Origin of the sequence: Rhizobium gallicum bv. gallicum R602sp, from assembly GCF_000816845.1 — a bacterium.
Taxonomy (GTDB): domain Bacteria; phylum Pseudomonadota; class Alphaproteobacteria; order Rhizobiales; family Rhizobiaceae; genus Rhizobium; species Rhizobium gallicum.
Genome location: NZ_CP006877.1, coordinates 3,788,604 through 3,806,513, shown reverse-complemented (window position 1 = coordinate 3,806,513; position 17,910 = coordinate 3,788,604). Strand labels below are relative to the sequence as shown.

General features: G+C 59.7%; 20 protein-coding genes. 11 read left to right on the top strand and 9 right to left on the bottom strand.

Annotated elements, in window-relative coordinates:
- The first annotated feature begins 36 nt into the window (after positions 1-36).
- The gene (locus tag RGR602_RS18635; RefSeq protein WP_039846309.1) at positions 37-1,140 is read left to right on the top strand and encodes a D-alanyl-D-alanine carboxypeptidase family protein; all 1,104 of its coding nucleotides are present in this window, start codon (positions 37-39) and stop codon (positions 1,138-1,140) included.
- Between the two features lie 11 nt (positions 1,141-1,151).
- Positions 1,152-2,288 carry a CobW family GTP-binding protein gene (locus RGR602_RS18630; RefSeq protein WP_039846308.1) on the top strand — a complete coding sequence of 379 codons (1,137 nt, stop codon included), beginning with the start codon at positions 1,152-1,154 and terminating at the stop codon, positions 2,286-2,288.
- A gap of 2 nt (positions 2,289-2,290) precedes the next feature.
- On the opposite strand, the gene RGR602_RS18625 is transcribed toward RGR602_RS18630, so the two are convergent.
- The 5 genes from RGR602_RS18625 to RGR602_RS37320 form a co-directional block, all read right to left on the bottom strand.
- Positions 2,291-2,515 carry a sulfurtransferase TusA family protein gene (locus RGR602_RS18625; RefSeq protein ID WP_039846307.1) on the bottom strand — a complete coding sequence of 75 codons (225 nt, stop codon included), beginning with the start codon at positions 2,513-2,515 and terminating at the stop codon, positions 2,291-2,293.
- 5 nt (positions 2,516-2,520) lie between these two features.
- A complete protein-coding gene (locus RGR602_RS18620; protein ID WP_039846306.1) occupies positions 2,521-3,759 on the bottom strand; it encodes a L,D-transpeptidase family protein in 1,239 nt (412 codons plus the stop codon).
- Between the two features lie 198 nt (positions 3,760-3,957).
- On the bottom strand, positions 3,958-4,914 hold the full coding sequence (locus tag RGR602_RS18615) for an acetyl-CoA carboxylase carboxyltransferase subunit alpha (protein ID WP_039846305.1): 957 nt from the start codon (positions 4,912-4,914) through the stop codon (positions 3,958-3,960).
- A gap of 62 nt (positions 4,915-4,976) precedes the next feature.
- Positions 4,977-5,930, bottom strand: a complete 954-nt coding sequence (gene xerD, locus RGR602_RS18610; RefSeq protein WP_039846304.1) for a site-specific tyrosine recombinase XerD — start codon at positions 5,928-5,930, stop codon at positions 4,977-4,979.
- 4 nt (positions 5,931-5,934) lie between these two features.
- Positions 5,935-6,111, bottom strand: a complete 177-nt coding sequence (locus tag RGR602_RS37320) for a hypothetical protein (protein WP_022718059.1) — start codon at positions 6,109-6,111, stop codon at positions 5,935-5,937.
- 146 nt (positions 6,112-6,257) lie between these two features.
- On the opposite strand from RGR602_RS37320, the gene RGR602_RS18600 reads away from it, so the two are divergent.
- The 3 genes from RGR602_RS18600 to RGR602_RS18590 are packed head-to-tail and all read left to right on the top strand — an operon-like array spanning position 6,258 to position 9,282.
- Positions 6,258-6,848, top strand: coding sequence for a shikimate kinase (locus RGR602_RS18600; protein WP_039846303.1), 591 nt, complete (start codon positions 6,258-6,260; stop codon positions 6,846-6,848).
- Positions 6,845-7,975 carry a 3-dehydroquinate synthase gene (aroB, locus tag RGR602_RS18595; protein WP_039846302.1) on the top strand — a complete coding sequence of 377 codons (1,131 nt, stop codon included), beginning with the start codon at positions 6,845-6,847 and terminating at the stop codon, positions 7,973-7,975. The genes RGR602_RS18600 and aroB overlap by 4 nt, the downstream gene beginning before the upstream one ends.
- Positions 7,972-9,282, top strand: coding sequence for an HlyC/CorC family transporter (locus tag RGR602_RS18590; protein WP_039846301.1), 1,311 nt, complete (start codon positions 7,972-7,974; stop codon positions 9,280-9,282). Before aroB ends, RGR602_RS18590 begins: the two co-directional genes overlap by 4 nt.
- 3 nt (positions 9,283-9,285) lie before the next feature.
- On the opposite strand, the gene RGR602_RS18585 is transcribed toward RGR602_RS18590, so the two are convergent.
- Together RGR602_RS18585 and RGR602_RS18580 are read right to left on the bottom strand one after the other, a co-directional pair.
- Positions 9,286-9,609: an antibiotic biosynthesis monooxygenase family protein gene (locus tag RGR602_RS18585; protein WP_039846300.1), complete on the bottom strand. Its 324-nt coding sequence runs from the start codon at positions 9,607-9,609 to the stop codon at positions 9,286-9,288.
- 54 nt (positions 9,610-9,663) lie between these two features.
- On the bottom strand, positions 9,664-9,948 hold the full coding sequence (locus RGR602_RS18580) for a BolA family protein (RefSeq protein ID WP_028740097.1): 285 nt from the start codon (positions 9,946-9,948) through the stop codon (positions 9,664-9,666).
- A 104-nt stretch (positions 9,949-10,052) separates the two neighbouring features.
- Between RGR602_RS18580 and RGR602_RS18575 the strand changes: the two genes are divergently transcribed.
- From RGR602_RS18575 to RGR602_RS18560, 4 genes are all read left to right on the top strand, one after another.
- Positions 10,053-10,667: a J domain-containing protein gene (locus tag RGR602_RS18575; RefSeq protein ID WP_039846299.1), complete on the top strand. Its 615-nt coding sequence runs from the start codon at positions 10,053-10,055 to the stop codon at positions 10,665-10,667.
- A gap of 310 nt (positions 10,668-10,977) precedes the next feature.
- Positions 10,978-11,970 (top strand): cobaltochelatase subunit CobS, encoded by a 993-nt coding sequence (gene cobS / locus RGR602_RS18570; RefSeq protein ID WP_022718065.1) that lies wholly within the window; start codon positions 10,978-10,980, stop codon positions 11,968-11,970.
- Between the two features lie 12 nt (positions 11,971-11,982).
- Positions 11,983-13,884, top strand: coding sequence for a cobaltochelatase subunit CobT (gene cobT, locus RGR602_RS18565; RefSeq protein WP_039846298.1), 1,902 nt, complete (start codon positions 11,983-11,985; stop codon positions 13,882-13,884).
- Between the two features lie 22 nt (positions 13,885-13,906).
- The gene (locus tag RGR602_RS18560) at positions 13,907-14,899 is read left to right on the top strand and encodes an esterase-like activity of phytase family protein (RefSeq protein WP_039847021.1); all 993 of its coding nucleotides are present in this window, start codon (positions 13,907-13,909) and stop codon (positions 14,897-14,899) included.
- Positions 14,900-14,929: 30 nt separating this feature from the next.
- On the opposite strand, the gene RGR602_RS18555 is transcribed toward RGR602_RS18560, so the two are convergent.
- Together RGR602_RS18555 and rpmB are read right to left on the bottom strand one after the other, a co-directional pair.
- The gene (locus tag RGR602_RS18555) at positions 14,930-15,565 is read right to left on the bottom strand and encodes a queuosine precursor transporter (protein ID WP_039846297.1); all 636 of its coding nucleotides are present in this window, start codon (positions 15,563-15,565) and stop codon (positions 14,930-14,932) included.
- 112 nt (positions 15,566-15,677) lie between these two features.
- The gene (gene rpmB / locus RGR602_RS18550) at positions 15,678-15,968 is read right to left on the bottom strand and encodes a 50S ribosomal protein L28 (RefSeq protein ID WP_022718069.1); all 291 of its coding nucleotides are present in this window, start codon (positions 15,966-15,968) and stop codon (positions 15,678-15,680) included.
- A 240-nt stretch (positions 15,969-16,208) separates the two neighbouring features.
- On the opposite strand from rpmB, the gene RGR602_RS18545 reads away from it, so the two are divergent.
- Together RGR602_RS18545 and yddG are read left to right on the top strand one after the other, a co-directional pair.
- Complete coding sequence (locus tag RGR602_RS18545; RefSeq protein ID WP_039846296.1) at positions 16,209-16,985, top strand: DUF3108 domain-containing protein; 777 nt, start codon at positions 16,209-16,211, stop codon at positions 16,983-16,985.
- 28 nt (positions 16,986-17,013) lie between these two features.
- Positions 17,014-17,910, top strand: a complete 897-nt coding sequence (gene yddG, locus RGR602_RS18540; protein ID WP_039846295.1) for an aromatic amino acid exporter YddG — start codon at positions 17,014-17,016, stop codon at positions 17,908-17,910.

Sequence of the window (17,910 nt, the reverse complement as noted above, 5' to 3'; positions counted from 1 at the left end):
AGCTTTCGAGATTTCCGGACATCTTAGGGACGAACCGTGTCAACGCGCCAGAAACGTTTGATTTCATTCGCAGCCACCGCTACCGCCGCTTTTTTCTTCTCGGTTCCGCTGGCGCAGGCCAATCCGCATATCCTCGTCGATGTCCAAAGCGGCCGCGTGCTGGAGCATGAAGAAGCCTTTCGCAAATGGTATCCGGCATCGCTGACAAAGCTGATGACGGCCTATACGGTGTTCAATGCAATCCGCGCCGGCGAGATCAGCCTCGAAACGCCGATCGTCATCAGCAAGCAGGCGGCTGCCCAGCCGGCTGCGAAAATGTATTACAAGCCGGGGCAGAAGCTGACGCTCGACAGCGCGTTGAAGATCCTCATGATCAAGTCGGCGAATGACGTCGCGGTTGCCGTGGCAGAGGCCGTCGCTGGGACCCAGGATGCCTTTGTCCTGCGCATGAATTCCGATGCAGCAAAGCTCGGCATGTCGGATTCGCATTTCGTCAATCCGAACGGCCTGCCAGGCAGGGGCCAATATACGACGGCGCGCGATCTCGCAGTCCTGACAGTCGCGTTACGGCGTGACTTCCCGCAATATGCGGGCTATTTCGCTCTTGAAGGCTTTACCAACGGCAAGACGAACACGGCCAATATCAATCTGCTGATCGGCCGTTTCGCCGGTGCGGACGGCATGAAGACCGGTTTCATCTGCGCGTCGGGCTTCAACCAGATCGGTTCGGCGACCCGGAACGGCCGCACCATCATTTCGGTCGTTCTGGGCACAGACAGCCTCGCGGCGCGTGCGGATGCGACGGCGAACCTGTTGCAGAAGGGCTTTACGACACAGTTTCCCGCAGTCGATACCTTGGGTTCGTTGAAACCCTACGGACTGGGGCAGGATCAGGTCACCGACTTGAGCGCCGATATCTGCAGTGCAAAGGGCGCCAAGGTGCGCAGCGAAACGCGCGACGAGGTCGGTCGCATGAAAGTGCAGTCGCCCTATATCCAGGAAATGGATCACGAGCCGCGCTACGTCTTTGCCGGCCTCATTCCCGGCCAGGAAGTCCAGCCGGACAAGATGGCAAAGGCCGAGGCAATCGGCGACCTTGCCAATGTGCCGGTACCGCTGCCGCGCCCGACGTCCTTCTAAGGCAAAGGAAAATGAGCAGTCATCACGACACGATCCCGGTCACGATCCTGACCGGCTTTCTTGGCGCCGGTAAGTCAACCTTGCTGAACCGCATCCTCAAGGATCCGGCGATGAAGGATGCCGCCGTTATCATCAACGAATTCGGCGATGTCGGCATCGACCATCTGCTCGTCGAAAGCTCGGGAGATGCGATCATCGAGCTTTCTGACGGCTGCCTTTGCTGCACGGTGCGCGGCGAGCTCGTCGATACGCTGGCAAACCTCATCGATGCGGTGCAGACCGGCCGGGTCAAGCCCGTGAAACGTGTCGTGATCGAGACTACCGGCCTTGCCGATCCGGCGCCGGTCATGCAGGCGATCATGGGCAACCCGATTATCGCCACCAATTTTGAGCTCGACGGCGTTGTCACGGTCGTTGACGCAGTCAATGGCCTTCAGACGCTCACCAATCACGAGGAGGCGCGCCGGCAAGTCGCAGTCGCCGATCGCCTCATCGTGTCGAAGCAGGCGATGGCATCCGCCGAGCTGTTGTCGGTGCTGGAGGCGCGGCTGCGATACCTCAATCCGCGCGCGGTGCCGATGGATGCTGACAGCGCATCCGCCGGTAGCGCGGAGATTTTCGTAAACGGTCTATACAACCCGGCAACGAAGATCGCCGACGTCAGCCGCTGGCTTCGCGACGAAGACGAGCATGATGATCGTCACCATCATGGCCACGATCACCACCACCATGGTCATGACCATCAAGATCCCCATGATGTGAACCGTCACGATGCGTCGATCCGGTCCTTCTCGATTGTCGAAGACAAGCCGATCGAGCCGATGGCGCTCGAGATGTTCATCGACCTATTGCGCTCCGCGCATGGCGAAAAGCTGCTGCGCATGAAGGCAATCGTTGCCGTTTCGGACAGGCCGGAGAGGCCCCTGGTCCTGCATGGCGTGCAGAATATCTTTCACCCGCCGGTGCGCCTTCCGGCCTGGCCGGATCCGGTCGACCGGCGAACGCGCATGGTACTGATCACCAAGGATCTGCCGGAGGATTTCGTGAAGAACCTCTTCGATGCATTTCTCGGAAAGCCGCGGATCGACACGCCCGATCGCGCGGCTCTCAGCGACAATCCGCTCGCCATTCCTGGCATGAAGATCTGAGATTATCGCTTGCGGATCAGGAAACGGTGACCGGTTTCGGTTTTCACCGTTTCCAGTAACGCGTGGCCGTCTTCCTTACAGAAATGAGGGATGTCGATCCCAGCCAGCGGGTCGGTCGTTTCTACCCGAATCAGCGCGCCGCTTGTCATGGAAGAAAGCTTGCGGCGGGTCTTCAGCACGGGTAGGGGGCATTTCAGGCCCCGCAGGTCATAGGAAAAGGCGTCCAAGCCGCTCAGTTCCTGGCCCAGAATTTCCAGAACGGCTTCTTGGTGGCTTCTGCCGTTTCCTGCGGAGGCAGTTCCGGCGCGAAGGCCAGAGGGTTCTGCGTCGGAACGGGGACATTGGCAGGTGCTACCGCTGCAACAGCCGTCGCATCGTTCTGAGCAGGGGCTGATGCCGGCGCCGGTGTTGCCGCGGCGGTCGCCGTCGCATTTGCCGCAGGTGCAGCGGGCTTCGACATCATTTCCTCAAGTTCGGCTACCTTGACCATGCGGCCTGCCTCCAGCGACGTGCCGGTCGGAGCATAAGCGAGTTCACGGCCCTTGCGCTGCTTGGCGACGACGGCTTTACGCTCGGCTTCGGTTGGGTCGTACCAAGCCATGCCGTCGAACTTCCTTTCGGCCCTGGCGAAGTCGGTCGCGTATGTTTTGTTATAGGCAGCAAGTGCTGAGGCCAGCGCTGGCGGCGTGGACATCGCTGGGCACTGGCCTGCCGGATTGAAGGCGGCGCTGCCCTGCGCCAACTGCTGGTTGAAGACATATTTCTTCTCGCAGACATTCACTTCCGGCGGACGCTTGGTGACCTCGAAATTGTCGTAGCCGACCTTCAGCATCTTCCAGAAGTCATAGTTCTGGTTCAGGCGATGCTTGAACATGTTTTCGGCCGTCATGCGGAAGGGAAAAGCCTGCAGCTGAACGGTTGCCTGGCCGCCCTTGAAGGCATCACGCGCGAAAGCGTAGATTTCCAGAACCTGCTCGTCGGTCATCGAATAGCAGCCGGAAGACGAACATGCGCCGTGGATCATCAAGTCCGAGCCTGTGCGGCCGTTGACGGCGTCGTATCGGTTCGGAAAGCCGGTGTTGATCGCCAGATAATATTTGGAGTTCGGGTTCAGGTTCGCTCGCGTCAGGTTATAGAAGCCCTCAGGCGCCTGCCGGTCGCCAGTCTTGACCTTCGGGCCCAGCCGGCCGGACCACGCGCAGATCTTGTAATCCGCGATCTTGTCGAAGCGGTTGTCCGTCTTTGCCTTCCAAACTTCGAGAGCGCCTTCTTCCTTGAAGATGCGGATCATGATCGGGGAATTGCGGTCCATGCCTTTCGTCCTCATATCGGCGAGGATACGTGCCGGCAGAGGTTGCTCAACCTTGTTCTTGACCTTCGACAGATCAGTATGGGTGACGTCCAAAGCGTCGTTGCAGCCGGCAAGAGCCAGTGCCATCAGCGAAACATAGGCAAAATGACGAATGCGCATTTCCCAACAAGCCCATTAAATCGATACGACCCGATCCGCGTCCATGGAGTCCGGGCGATCCCAGAATCATAGACGGCATATACTTCACAATTTCTTACCAGCCTATGACTTGCCCAAGGATATCCCGCAAGCGCGACTGTTACAGATAACATTATTGTGGCCAAGGTTTGGCCGCAATCCGGTCACGTATGCCGGGAGTTATGCGAGATTCCGGCCCATGGCGAGGAATTTCTGGCGGCGGTCGTTGCGCAACTGTTCGCCGGAACGCGGCGAAAGTTCGGCAAGGGCGCTGGCGATGACATCGCCGGTGGCGGCGATGACGCTGTCCGGATCGCGATGCGCGCCGCCGAGCGGTTCGGGAATGATGCCGTCGATGATGCTAAGCGACTTCAGGTCCTCGGCGGTGATCTTCATGTTGGTTGCTGCTTCCCTGGCGCGGGTCGAATCTCGCCATAGAATGGAGGCCGCGCCTTCCGGTGAGATCACGCTGTAGATCGAATGCTCGAGCATATAGACCCTGTTTCCGGTCGCGATCGCGATTGCGCCGCCGGAGCCCCCTTCGCCGATGATAACGGAGATGATCGGCACTTTCACGCCAAGGCACATTTCCGTCGAGCGCGCGATTGCTTCAGCCTGGCCGCGCTCTTCAGCACCCACGCCTGGATAAGCGCCAGCGGTATCGACGAGGGTGACGAGCGGAAGGCCGAAACGGTCAGCCATTTCAAGAATGCGGATCGCCTTGCGATAGCCTTCAGGGCGGGCGCTGCCGAAATTGTGCTTCAGTCGGCTCTTGGTATCGCTGCCCTTTTCCTGGCCTATGACGGCAATCGGCTGGCCGCGAAAGCGTGCAAGGCCTGCCTGGATCGCCGCGTCTTCGGAGAACTTGCGGTCGCCGGCGAGCGGCGTGAACTCTTGGAAGAGAATTTTAGCGTAATCGACGAAGTGCGGGCGCTGCGGATGGCGAGCAACCTGCGTCTTTTGCCAGGCGTTGAGCTTGGAATAGATATCGACCATCGCTTCGCGAACGCGAACCTCCAGCCTGCCGACCTCATCGGACGTGTCGATGCTCTCGTCTTCGGAAGCGAGCTTCTTCAGTTCGATGATCTTGCCTTCGAGGTCGGAGATCGGCTTTTCGAAGTCGAGATAGTTGTGCATGAGGTGCGTTTCCGTTCCTTGTGCCCGGGGCATCTTGCTGGCCTTGCCCCATGTCGCCGGTCCTATTCGTGCTTTTTCGCCTGTTTGGCAAGGGGGTGATGCGTCTGAACCAGTTGCTGCAGCCTTTCTTCAAGGACATGCGTATAGATCTGTGTCGTCGAAATGTCGGAATGTCCGAGGAGTTCTTGAACTACGCGAAGGTCGGCGCCATTAGCAAGAAGATGGCTTGCAAAGGCGTGACGCATGACGTGCGGCGAGATCATGGATGGCGTCAATCCCGCACGGATCGCAAGGTTTTTTAGTTCCCGGGCAAAAACCTGGCGGGGCAGATAGCCTTCCTTGGAGGCTGCCGGAAAAAGCCATGGACTATCAATCGGATCCTTCGCCTCGGCGTTCTTTTCTGCGAGCGAGCGGCCATAGGCCTTGAGTGCAGCGATTGCCGATTGAGATAGAGGTACGAGCCGCTCCTTATTGCCTTTACCGCGAATGATCAGGAAACGACCTTCTTGGTCGAGAACGCGTGCCGGCAGCGAAACGAGCTCGCTGACGCGCATTCCTGTCGCGTAAAGCAGCTCCAGAAGCGCCAACATCCGCTGGCGCTGCAATTGGCCGTCCGCAAGATTGTTGGCTTCGGTTTCGGCCTGGGTCAGTAGTCGCGTCACCTCCTCGACGCCCATTGTCTTTGGCAGAGCTCGTGCCTTCTTCGGCGCGTCGAGAACGCCCGTCGGGTCATCTACACGCAGGCCTTCGGCATAAAGGAACTTGTAGAATTGCCGCATGGCTGCCAGCCGGCGGGCCTGGGACGAGGACTTGAAGCCCCGTTTCGAGAGCGAGGAGAGGTAGGCAGCGAGATCGCCGGAGGCCGCTTCGGTCAGCCGCACGCTTTTGCCGTTCAGGAATGCATGGAGGTCGTCCAGATCGTGCTCGTAGGACTGCAGCGTGTTCACGGCAGCCCCTCGCTCTGCACTCATCATCTCAAGAAAGGCTTCCACGTGGACGCGGCTCAGATCCTTCATCGGATCACTTCTTCGCCGGTTTGATCGTGCCAGTTGCCGGCGGGTTGATCCGTTCCGACGGGATGCGGATCGTCACGTCGCGCGGCTGTGGCTCCACGAAGGTCACGAGCGCCACCATCCCGCCATAAATCGCCCCGGCGATCATCGCCAGGACAGCCAGTAGACGCAAGAGGGTCGGCATTTCGCAACTCCATGAGCTCTGCCTCTTTTATGAAGAAGCGGGTTTGCGTGCAAGAAGCGGCTTTTGAACCATGTTTCCCTGGTCCGCGACTTGACGCTACACCCGCATTTGTCGATACCGTTTGCAAACAAAGTGTGAATGGACCGATGAGTGACCCAGTTGTGAAAGTGGGAGACAGCCTGAAAGACAGAGCTCGCGCCACGCTCGGGTCCCGCAACCTGATCCTCGTCGGCCTTATGGGGGCCGGCAAATCCTCCGTCGGCCGTATCGTCGCCCATCAGCTGGGTATTCCTTTCATCGACAGCGACGGAGAGATCGAGCGCGTTTCCCGGATGACCATCTCGGAGCTTTTCGCAGCTTATGGCGAAGATGAGTTCCGTGCGCTTGAAACACGCGTGATGAAGCGGTTGCTGAAAAACGGGCCGCGCGTGGTATCTACCGGCGGTGGCGCTTTCATCAACGATCGGACGCGCAAGCACATCAAGAAGAGCGGTCTTTCCGTCTGGCTGAAGGCCGATCTCGACGTGCTGTGGGAGCGGGTCAGCAAGCGAGACACGCGCCCGCTCCTGAAAACCGAGAATCCAAGGCAGACGCTCGAAAACCTGATGAACGCGCGATACCCGATCTATGCCGAAGCCGACATCACCGTGTTGTCGCGCGATGTGCGTAAGGAAGTCATGGCTGACGAAGTGCTGAAAGCCGTGATCGAAGCCCAAACCGAAAGTACCCTATCATGAATGCGATCACCTCCTCTGCCGAACGAAAGGTTCACGTACCGCTCGGTGAGCGCGCCTACGATATATTGATCGGGCCGGGTCTGATTGCGCGTGCTGGAGCGGAAATAGCGTCCCGGCTGAAGGGTCGCAAAGCTGCGATCATCACGGATGAGCATGTGGCGCCACTCTATCTCGAAGCTCTCGTTAAAAGCCTCGAAGGCGCAGGTATCGTGTCCGCGCAGCTTGTGCTGCCCGCCGGCGAGAAGACGAAGAGCTTCGAGCATCTCATGACCGTCTGCGACAAGATCCTGGAGGCGCGCGTCGAGCGGAATGATTACGTCGTTGCGCTTGGCGGCGGCGTTATTGGCGATCTTGCCGGCTTTGCCGCCGGCATCGTGCGTCGCGGCGTGCGCTTCGTGCAGGTCCCGACGTCGCTGCTTTCGCAGGTCGATTCTTCCGTCGGCGGCAAGACGGGCATCAACAGCCGACACGGCAAGAACCTTATCGGCGTCTTCCATCAGCCGGATCTGGTCCTTGCCGACACGGATGTTCTTAACTCTCTCAGCGGGCGCGAATTCCGTGCCGGCTATGCAGAAGTCGCGAAATACGGTCTTATCGACAAGCCGGATTTTTTCGCTTGGCTAGAAACAAACTGGAGCGCCGTCTTTGCCGGCGGCTCTGCGCGTATCGAGGCGATTGCCACAAGCTGTCAGGCGAAATCCGATGTCGTGGTCGCTGACGAGCGCGAGAACGGCCCACGGGCGCTTCTCAATCTCGGCCATACTTTTGGGCATGCTTTGGAGGCGGCCACAGCCTATGAGAGTGCGCGCCTGGTGCACGGTGAAGGCGTTTCGATCGGCATGGTCCTCGCGCATGAATTTTCCGCGCGCATGAACCTTGCAAGCCCTGATGACGCGAAGCGGGTTGAGAAACATCTAAAAGAGGTCGGCCTGCCGACGCGTTTGTCCGATATTCCGGGCGCTCTTCCGCCGGCTGAAACGCTGCTCGAGGCGATGGCGCAGGACAAGAAAGTGAAAAACGGCAAGTTCACCTTCATCCTGACGCACGGCATTGGCCGGTCGTTCATCGCCGATGACGTGCCGGCTTCCGAAGTGTTGGGCTTCCTCAAGCAAAAGCAGCCGCAATGACACTCGACGGCACGCTGGCATTTCTTGCGGTTTACTGGCCGGAAATCGTATCCATCGTGGCCCTCGTGCTAATATCAGCCTTCTTCGTTGGTTCGGAGACTGCACTGACGGCAGTCTCTCGCAGCCGCATGCATACGCTGGAAGCCAACGGCGAAATGCGCGCCGGTCTTGTGCGCCAGCTGATCGAGCGGCGCGACCGGCTGATCGGAGCGCTGCTGATCGGCAACAACCTTGCAAACATCCTGTCTTCGTCTCTGGCGACCAGCTTGTTTCTCGGTCTCTTCGGCAGCTCGGGCGTGGCGCTTGCAACGCTTGCGATGACCGTGATCCTCGTCATTTTCGCGGAAGTTCTGCCGAAGAGCTGGGCGATCTCGTCACCTGACCGTTTTGCATTGAGCGCGGCATTGCCAATCAAGCTCTTTGTCGCTGTCGTCGGCCCGATCTCATCTCTCGTCAATGCCGTCGTCCGCCGGATCCTGGGGATCTTCGGCGTCACCCTCTCGCGTGAAATCCCGATGCTGACGGCGCACGAGGAATTGCGCGGTACCGTCGATCTGTTGCATCGCGAGGGGGCGGTGGTGAAGGCTGACCGGGATCGTCTTGGCGGTATACTCGACCTTAGCCAGCTCGAACTCTCCGATATCATGGTCCACCGCACGGCGATGCGCGCGATCAATGCAGACGACGCGCCTGAGGTATTGGTTCGCACGATCCTCGAGAGCCCGTATACCCGCATGCCGCTGTGGCGCGGCACGATCGACAACATCATCGGCGTCGTCCACGCAAAAGACTTGCTGCGCGCGCTGGCCGAGCCGAACGTGGGGCCGGAGAATCTCGATATCGTCAAGATTGCCCAGAAACCCTGGTTCGTGCCGGACAGCACGAATCTCGAAGATCAGCTCAATGCGTTCCTGCGCCGCAAGCAGCACTTCGCCCTCGTCGTCGATGAGTATGGTGAGGTGCAGGGCATCGTGACGCTCGAGGACATCCTGGAAGAGATCGTCGGCGATATTTCCGATGAACACGACATCGATATGCAGGGCGTGCGCCAGGAATCCGACGGCTCGATCGTTGTCGATGGCAGTGTGCCGATCCGGGACCTCAACCGCGCGCTCGATTGGCAGTTGCCCGACGAAGAGGCGACGACGATCGCCGGCCTCGTCATCCATGAATCGATGACGATCCCGGAGGAGCGGCAGGCCTTCACTTTTTACGGCAAGCGCTTCATCGTCATGAAGCGCGAGAAGAACCGCATCACCAGGCTACGCATCCGTCCTGCTGCGGAGAACGAGACCAAACCGCTCTGAATCTTATCCGGTCGCTCCGTGGCTGGTGAGCAGGCGCAGGATTTGCACTTCCTTCGGCAGTTCGATCAAAAATTCGCTGTCGCGTTCGAGGTGATGGATCTTCGTGGGATCGGTGCCGGCAAAGGTGCTCATCGCCTCGATATTTTCCCAATAAGAGATCGTCACGAATTCGCTTTCCGTGTCGCGGTCTTCGCGAAAAGTCTGGACGCCAAGTGCTTTCTCGATCAGCGGCTTGATGCCCGCTTCGTAGTTATAGGCTTCGTATTCGTCAGCTTTTTCTCTTGGCGTACGCCCGCGCCAGATGCGGGCAATCGTCGGCTTCATCATGCCTGTTTCCTCCTTGGTGAAAGGAGAGCAAACGCTTATATGAGGGACGTGTTCCTACCAGCTGGTTGCTTCGCCGGGTGCGGCGAGCTCTACGGCGAGCGCATGCAGCCCTGCGTCAAGTTCCGGCTTCAGCAGTTCGGTGACGGCGCGGTGGCGGGCGAGCCTCGTCATTCCTGCAAACTTGGCTGAGACGATGCGCACGCGCATGTGCGTTTCACCGGTGCCGGTGAAACCCGGCTGATGGCCGGCATGAAGGCGGCTTTCGTTGATGACGCTCAGGCGCTCGGGCGCAAAAGCTTCGGTCAGTTTTTCTTCGATGCGGGTCTCAAGGGTCACGATTTCGTCCAGTTGCTTCGCAAAAAGGGGGTTCCCACCAAGCCAGCAACATTCGTGTTTGTCAATTCTTGTCGTCGCTTCGCGGCAGGCCCATAATTAGCGCCGTCATGAGACTCGATTCCAAATATTTCGATCGCATCCGCACCCGCCGCAAACGCGAGCAGGAAACCGAGCAGGCTCCTCCGACCTGCCAGTGGGACGGCTGTGATAAAAAAGGCGTGCATCGCGCTCCTGTCGGACGCAATGCCGAAGGGCAGTTCTTTCTTTTCTGCTTCGAGCACGTCAAGGAATACAACAAGGGCTACAATTATTTCTCCGGCCTCTCGGATGGCGAAATCGCCCGCTACCAGAAGGAGGCGGTCACCGGACATCGTCCGACCTGGACCGTCGGCGTCAACAAGGCGGCGAAGGACAGCCCGCTGCATTCGGACATCCGCTCCGGCGCCTATAGCCGTGTGCGCGATCCCTTCGGTTTCGTCAGCGGCGCCAAGGGCAGCGGTCCGCGTTTCCCCGAGCAACGCAAGTTGAAGAGCCTGGAGGCCAAAGCCTTCGATACGATGGGGCTGCAGGCAGGTGCCACCTCTGCCGAGATCAAGACCCGCTACAAGGAACTGGTCAAGAAGCATCATCCCGATGCCAACGGCGGCGACCGCGGTTCCGAAGAGCGCTTCCGCGCCGTCATCCAAGCCTATCAATTGTTGAAGCAGAACGGTTTTTGTTAATTCCTGTCCTTGCTCTCCGCCTTCAATCGGGTATGGTCCAAATCGGCTGAGGCCGCAGGCAACCGCGGCATGGATCTGTGCGTTTTGCCAACGCCGCCTTTGCCAACCTTCCGGACGCGGCGTTTCTTGTCCGGGACTTTGTTCCAGAATGCTCGCAAGCGGTCATTATCCCGCCGAGGTTTCGCTTCAGTCCCGGAGAGGTATCGTGGACGTTCCACCTTGAACGGGCGCAGAACAAAGCTGCGGCGTCATGGTTGCGAAATGGCCTGAGATAGTATGGCAGGGTGGAAGCACCCGCCTTGGAGACATGATGAGCAAGATTGACCTTGATATTTCCGAGCTTCCAGACACCACCGTTTCGGTCAGGGAAGTCTTTGGGATCGATTCCGATATCCGCGTTCCGGCTTACAGCAAGGGCGATGCCTACGTTCCGGACCTGGATAACGACTATCTCTTCGACCGCGAGACGACACTCGCCATTCTTGCAGGTTTTGCCCACAACCGCCGCGTCATGATCTCCGGCTACCACGGCACCGGTAAATCCTCTCACATCGAGCAGGTCGCTGCCCGCCTCAATTGGCCCTGCGTGCGCATCAACCTCGACAGCCACGTCAGCCGTATCGATCTCGTCGGCAAGGACGCGATCGTCGTCAAGGACGGCCTTCAAGTCACGGAATTCAAGGACGGCATCCTGCCCTGGGCCTATCAGCACAATGTCGCGCTCGTCTTCGATGAATATGACGCCGGCCGTCCGGACGTCATGTTCGTCATCCAGCGCGTGCTGGAATCTTCAGGCCGCCTGACGCTGCTCGATCAGAGCCGAGTCATTCGTCCGCACCCGGCCTTCCGCCTCTTTGCGACGGCAAACACCATCGGCCTCGGCGATACCACCGGCCTCTATCATGGCACGCAGCAGATCAACCAGGCGCAGATGGACCGCTGGTCGATCGTCACCACGTTGAACTACCTGCCGCACGACCATGAAGTGAACATCGTCACCGCCAAGGTGAAAAGCTTCCAGAAGGACAAGAACGGCCGCGATACCGTTTCCAAGATGGTCCGCGTCGCCGATCTGACACGCGCTTCCTTCATGAACGGCGATCTGTCGACTGTCATGAGCCCGCGTACGGTCATCACCTGGGCCGAAAACGCCGATATCTTCGGCGACCTCGCCTTCGCCTTCCGCGTCACCTTCCTCAACAAGTGCGACGAACTGGAGCGTCCGCTGGTCGCCGAGCACTATCAGCGCGCCTTTGGTGTCGAGCTCAAGGAGAGCGCAGCCAACATCGTGCTGGAGGCTTAAGGCCCGTCGATCATGGCATCACGTGGTGACAATTCGAAAGCAAGACCAAACGCCCCGGTCGACGTCGAGCCCTTGCGGCGCGCGATAACCGGCTGCGTGCGCGCGATTGCAGGCGACGGCGAGGTCGAGGTGACTTTTGCCAACGAGCGCCCCGGCATGACGGCTGAGCGTATTCGGCTACCCGAGCTTTCCAAGCGGCCAACGGCGCATGAGCTGGCGGTGACGCGCGGTCTAGGCGACTCCATGGCGCTTCGGCTTGCCTGCCACGATGAAAAAGTGCACGCGACGATGGCGCCGCAGGGCTCGGACGCGCGTGCGATCTTCGACGCCGTCGAGCAGGCGCGCGTCGAATCGATCGGCACGCTGCGCATGGAGGGCGTGGCTGCGAACCTGCGTTCGATGACCGAGGAGAAGTACTCCAAGGCGAATTTCACCGGCATCGAGCGGCAGGAGGATGCGCCGATCGGCGAGGCCGTCGCCATGATGGTGCGTGAGAAGCTGACCGGCCAGAAGCCGCCCGCCTCCGCCGGAAAGGTTCTCGATCTATGGCGACCCTTCATAGAGGAGAAGGCGGGTTCCGAACTCGATGACCTTACAAGCGTCATCAACGATCAGCAGGCTTTCTCGAAGGTGATCCGCCACATGCTCTCCGCTATGGAAATGGCGGAAGAATACGGCGACGACGACAGCGAAAACGATGAGGACAACGAGCAGGATCAGGAAGACCAGCCGAGCGGCGATGAGTCAAATCAGGACGAGGTCGATGATGACGCGGGCACCGATGCCGCGCCGGTCGAAGATAGCGAAGTTGCCGACGAGCAGACGGAGGACGGCGAGACCGAAGGCGCCGAGATCTCCGACGACGACATGATGGAAGAGGGCGAGGACGAGTCTGAAACACCGGGCGAAACCCGTCGTCCAAACACGCCCTTTGCCGACTTCAACGAGAAGGTCGACTATCACGTCTTTACCGAAGAGTTCGACGAGATCATCACCGCCGAGGAGCTTTGCGACGCTGCCGAGCTGGAGCGCCTGCGCGCCTTCCTCGACAAGCAGCTCGCGCACCTGCAGGGCGCTGTCGGGCGGCTCGCAAATCGATTGCAGCGTCGCCTGATGGCGCAACAGAACCGCTCCTGGGACTTCGATCTGGAAGAGGGCTATCTCGATACCGCCCGCCTGCAGCGCATCATCATCGATCCGATGCAGCCGCTTTCCTTCAAGATGGAGCGGGACACGCAGTTCCGCGACACGGTCGTGACGCTTCTGATCGACAATTCTGGCTCCATGCGCGGGCGCCCGATCACCGTTGCTGCCACCTGCGCCGATATTCTGGCCCGCACGTTGGAGCGTTGCGGCGTCAAGGTCGAGATCCTTGGCTTCACGACCAAGGCCTGGAAGGGCGGGCAGGCGCGTGAGAGCTGGCTTGCCGGCGGCAAGCCGCAGACGCCCGGCCGCCTCAATGACCTGCGTCACATCATCTACAAGTCGGCAGATGCGCCGTGGCGCCGTGCGCGCACCAATCTCGGCCTGATGATGCGCGAAGGGCTGCTGAAGGAAAATATCGACGGCGAGGCGCTGATCTGGGCGCATAATCGTCTTCTGGCTCGCCGCGAACAGCGCCGCATCCTGATGATGATCTCCGACGGTGCGCCGGTCGACGATTCCACGCTTTCGGTCAATCCCGGCAATTACCTCGAACGTCATCTGCGCGCCGTGATCGAGCAGATCGAGACCCGTTCGCCGGTCGAATTGCTTGCGATCGGCATCGGCCACGACGTGACGCGCTATTATCGCCGCGCCGTGACCATCGTCGACGCGGACGAGCTTGCGGGCGCGATGACCGAGCAGCTGGCCTCGCTCTTCGAAGATCAGGCAGCACAGCCGCGTGGCGGCCGTTTGCGACGCGCAAGCTGATGCCGAAAGGAACCGGCGCATAATGATCCGTCTGTCCCGCGCGGCTTTGCTTGTTCTTTGTCTCGCTGGGGATGCTTCCATCGCGGTTGCGCGCGAGAGCGTGGATATCAGCAGCCGCTTCATCTCGACCTTCAAGATTGGTTCCAGCGAGACGAGATTCGGGCCGCTGGAATTCCTTGGCGGGCTGGAAATGGTGTCCGGCAACCGGCTTTTTGGATCTTGGTCGGCGATCCGTTTCGTGCCGGACCGGAAGCATTTCGTTGGTGTGCTTGATACCGGCCACTGGCTGACCGGCAGTATCGAGCGCGACCAGCAGGGACGGCTTTCCGGTTTGTCCGGCGTTGAAATCACGCCTATGAAAAACGCCAGTGGGACCACTTTCGAGGGGAAGGGACGCATGGATGCCGAGGGTCTTGCCCTCAAGGGCGACAAGGTTCTGGTTTCCTTCGAACAAGACCACCGGGTCGAAGCCTACCCCGACCCTGGGTTCGAGACCTCGTCGTCAGTTGGCTCGATCCCCATTCTCGTGCCTATACGGTCGTTGCGAAGCGGCCGCGGCTTCGAGACGCTAGCGGTGGCTCCGCCCGAGAGCGCCTTGAAGGGCGCTGCCGTCATCATTTCGGAAGAGAGCCGGGATCGGAAGGGGAATATCTACGGCGCAATCCTATCCGGGCCGCTCAAGGGCAGCTTCGCGGTGACGCGCAACGGTGATTTCGATCCGACCGATGGTGCGTTTCTGCCGGGCGGCGATCTTTTGCTTCTGGAACGTCGTTTCAACATCGCCAACGGCATCGCTATGCGGATCCGGCGCATCGCTGCGGCAGAGATCCGGCCGGACGCCGTCGCCGATGGCGACATTTTGTTGACGGCCGATTTCGGTTACCAGATCGACAACATGGAAGGCCTGGACAGTTTTCAGGCGCCGGATGGCAGCACGCATGTGATCATCGTTTCCGACGACAACCACTCCATTTTGGAGCGGAACCTCATGCTGGAATTTCGTCTCACTGAGTAAAGGGCCTTTTCGAAGGCCGGCTACTGGCGATCAGCTTGCGCGGGCCGGCTGCATCGGCCGCAGCACGTTCATGAGTGCACCGTAGGGCAGCAGCATGACGAGACCCATGAGCATCTTCACCGAGAAATCGCTGATCGCCCATGAAATCCAGCGCGGCGCCTGAGCGGCCATTGCACCGAGGACCGGGGCCTGCTCCAGCGCAAACGGATCGTTCGGGCCGAGGAAGACGAAGAAGGCGGCAAAGGCGAAGGAGAAGAAGATCGCCGTGTCGAGCGCCGAGCCCACCAGCGAGCCGACGAGCGGCGCACGCCACCAGGTCTGGCGGCGAAGGCGATTGAAGACGGCGATATCGAGCAGCTGGCCGGCGAGGTAAGCCGAACCGGAGGCGATCGCGATGCGCGGCACCGATGTGAAGAAGGAAAGCCCGATGCCGACGACAAAGCCGGCGAACACGACCTTGCGCGCTACCTGAGGACCGAACTGGCGATTCGTGAGATCGGTGATCAGGAAAGCGACCGGATAGCTGAACGCACCCCAGGTCAAGATATCGGCTAGCTTGATGCCGGCGACTTCCGCGTTCACGGGAAACTGGACGAGGAAGTTGGAAGCCACGACGACAAGCGTCATCAGAGCGATGTAGAGGAGGGTATAGCGGGTCTTCAGCATTTTTTTATCCTGGGTGATGCCACCAGTTGGGGTATCGGGCCGGCAAAGCAAAAGGCTTGTCCGGTATTAGCCGTGCAAGCCTTTGAAGCCGTATGGAAGAAGGTGTCGAAGCTTATGCGGCTTCGGCGGTCTTCTTGACAATCTGACGGCGCAGCAGACGGGCACGCATCGACAGTTCGTTTTCGCTTGCCTTGATGAGGAAGGCGTCGAGGCCACCGCGATGCTCGACGGAGCGCAGCGCAGCTGCTGAAACACGCAGACGGTAGCGCTGGCCGAGAGCGTCGGAGATCAGCGTAACCTGGCACAGGTTCGGCAGGAACCGGCGCTTGGTCTTGTTGTTGGCATGGCTGACATTGTTACCAGTCAGGACGGCCTTGCCGGTCAATTCGCACACGCGGGACATTGAACACCTATTCTTGTTTTTCTAGGCCATCGTATTACCATGCCCCGGCAAACGCGGGTCTGCAATCCAACAGGCCATAATTGGAAAGTTGCGGTTCTATAGTCAGACCGGCCGCCCGCGTCAAGCCAAACCTTGGCCTTTCCCGCAATTCTGTCAAAAAGCTCGTGTTTGCTTCTATGCGCGGCAGGAGTATAGACCGCTTGTGCAGGGCATTGTCTGCCCTTGAAAAAGGCTCTCTTCATGGCTCATCTGGGCAGGCGGATTTTCCTATCGTCAATTGCAGCGCTGATGTCCATCCCGGCTGGCGCAAGCGAGATCCGTCATCGTACGGAATATAGAGTTGCTCTCGGAATCCTGCCGATTGCGCGCGCCGCCTTCGTTACCCAGATCGACGATGATCAGCGCTACCAGGTTTCAGGCAATATCAGTTCGGCGGGCCTTGCCGATCTTGTGACGAAAATTGCTGCGAAAACCAACGTCACCGGTGTCCTGCGCAACGACCGACTGCAAGCGCAGCGCTACTACCTCTATTACAAGAGCGGCAAACGCGTGCGTACCTACGAAGTCCGCTACAGAAACGGCGATATCGTCTCCACGACTGTGAAGCCGGAACGGCGCCAGCCACGCAACTGGGTCGATGTCAAGCCGGGCGATATGCGCTCCGTGCTTGATCCGATCTCCGGGTTGATCTTCCCGGCGGATACGAAGCTCTGCTCGCAGCGCCTGCCGATCTATGACGGCGAGATGCGCATGGACCTTGTGCTTTCGCCAAAGGGATCCCAGGATTTTAGAACGGATGGGTTTTCCGGCAAGGCAACGGTTTGCGGCGTGCGCTTCGTGCCCAGGTCCGGCTACAGGAAAGGCCGCAAGGATATCGATTATCTGAGCCGAAGCGGCAACATGGAAATCTGGTTTGCAAAGGCGGATGCGGCCAACGTATATGCTCCGGTCTATGTTCGCATTCCGACGCAGTACGGAATGGTGACGATTACCGCGGTGAAATACCGTGCAAACTGACGGAGCTGGTCTGCGTCAAGGGGGACAGGTGAAGCTTCGGGCGACATTGATCGGGTTCACGGCCATTTTGATGTGGTCGTTTCTCGCGCTCTTCACCGCTGCATCCGGCGAGATGCCGCCGTTCCAGCTTTCGGCGATCTGCTTTGCGATCGGTAGCATCCCGGGCATTGCCGTGTTAATCCTCAACCCGTCTCGCATGGCGCTGCTGAGGCAGCCGGCGAAGGTCTGGATCATCGGCATTGCCGGCCTCTTCGGCTATCACTTCCTCTATTTCACCGCGCTTCGGAACGCGCCGGCGGTGGAGGCCGGCTTGATTGCCTATCTCTGGCCGCTGCTGATTGTCGTCGGCTCGGCGCTGCTGCCGGGCGAGCGGTTGCGCTGGTATCATGTGGCAGGCGCGCTCGCCGGGCTCTGCGGCACTTTCCTGATCGTCGGCCGCAACGGCATCGATTTCGACGGTGCCTATGCGATCGGCTACGGCGCTGCCTTCCTTTGCGCCTTCACCTGGTCCGGCTATTCGCTGCTGACGCGGCGCTTCGATGCGGTCTCGACCGATGTCGTTACCGGCTTCTGCCTTGCGACATCCACTCTGTCGTTCTTCTGCCATCTCGGGTTGGAAACGACCCTGTGGCCGGCAACGGCTTTCGAATGGATCGCCGTTGCCGGTCTCGGTCTCTTCCCCGTCGGCGCTGCGTTCTATGCCTGGGATTACGGCGTCAAGAACGGCGATATCCAGATCCTCGGTGCGGCAAGTTATGCAGCGCCGTTGTTTTCGACGCTCATCCTGACGATATTCGGCTTTGCCGAGCCAAGCTGGCGCATTGCGCTTGCCTGCCTGCTGGTCACCGGCGGTGCAGTGCTTGCGGCTCAGGAAATGTTCCGCCGCAAAAGCGTCGCAAAACAGGTTGCGGCGGCGGCTGAATAG

What these genes read in the sequence shown, in the direction of transcription:
- RGR602_RS18630 (WP_039846308.1), top strand. Translation starts at nt 1,152, where the DNA reads ATGAGCAGTCATCACGACACGATCCCGGTCACGATCCTGACCGGCTTT.
- RGR602_RS18620 (WP_039846306.1), bottom strand. Translation starts at nt 3,759, where the DNA reads ATGCGCATTCGTCATTTTGCCTATGTTTCGCTGATGGCACTGGCTCTT.
- RGR602_RS18615 (WP_039846305.1), bottom strand. Translation starts at nt 4,914, where the DNA reads ATGCACAACTATCTCGACTTCGAAAAGCCGATCTCCGACCTCGAAGGC.
- xerD (WP_039846304.1), bottom strand. Translation starts at nt 5,930, where the DNA reads ATGAAGGATCTGAGCCGCGTCCACGTGGAAGCCTTTCTTGAGATGATG.
- RGR602_RS37320 (WP_022718059.1), bottom strand. Translation starts at nt 6,111, where the DNA reads ATGCCGACCCTCTTGCGTCTACTGGCTGTCCTGGCGATGATCGCCGGG.
- RGR602_RS18600 (WP_039846303.1), top strand. Translation starts at nt 6,258, where the DNA reads ATGAGTGACCCAGTTGTGAAAGTGGGAGACAGCCTGAAAGACAGAGCT.
- aroB (WP_039846302.1), top strand. Translation starts at nt 6,845, where the DNA reads ATGAATGCGATCACCTCCTCTGCCGAACGAAAGGTTCACGTACCGCTC.
- RGR602_RS18590 (WP_039846301.1), top strand. Translation starts at nt 7,972, where the DNA reads ATGACACTCGACGGCACGCTGGCATTTCTTGCGGTTTACTGGCCGGAA.
- RGR602_RS18585 (WP_039846300.1), bottom strand. Translation starts at nt 9,609, where the DNA reads ATGATGAAGCCGACGATTGCCCGCATCTGGCGCGGGCGTACGCCAAGA.
- RGR602_RS18575 (WP_039846299.1), top strand. Translation starts at nt 10,053, where the DNA reads ATGAGACTCGATTCCAAATATTTCGATCGCATCCGCACCCGCCGCAAA.
- cobS (WP_022718065.1), top strand. Translation starts at nt 10,978, where the DNA reads ATGAGCAAGATTGACCTTGATATTTCCGAGCTTCCAGACACCACCGTT.
- cobT (WP_039846298.1), top strand. Translation starts at nt 11,983, where the DNA reads ATGGCATCACGTGGTGACAATTCGAAAGCAAGACCAAACGCCCCGGTC.
- RGR602_RS18560 (WP_039847021.1), top strand. Translation starts at nt 13,907, where the DNA reads ATGATCCGTCTGTCCCGCGCGGCTTTGCTTGTTCTTTGTCTCGCTGGG.
- RGR602_RS18555 (WP_039846297.1), bottom strand. Translation starts at nt 15,565, where the DNA reads ATGCTGAAGACCCGCTATACCCTCCTCTACATCGCTCTGATGACGCTT.
- rpmB (WP_022718069.1), bottom strand. Translation starts at nt 15,968, where the DNA reads ATGTCCCGCGTGTGCGAATTGACCGGCAAGGCCGTCCTGACTGGTAAC.
- RGR602_RS18545 (WP_039846296.1), top strand. Translation starts at nt 16,209, where the DNA reads ATGGCTCATCTGGGCAGGCGGATTTTCCTATCGTCAATTGCAGCGCTG.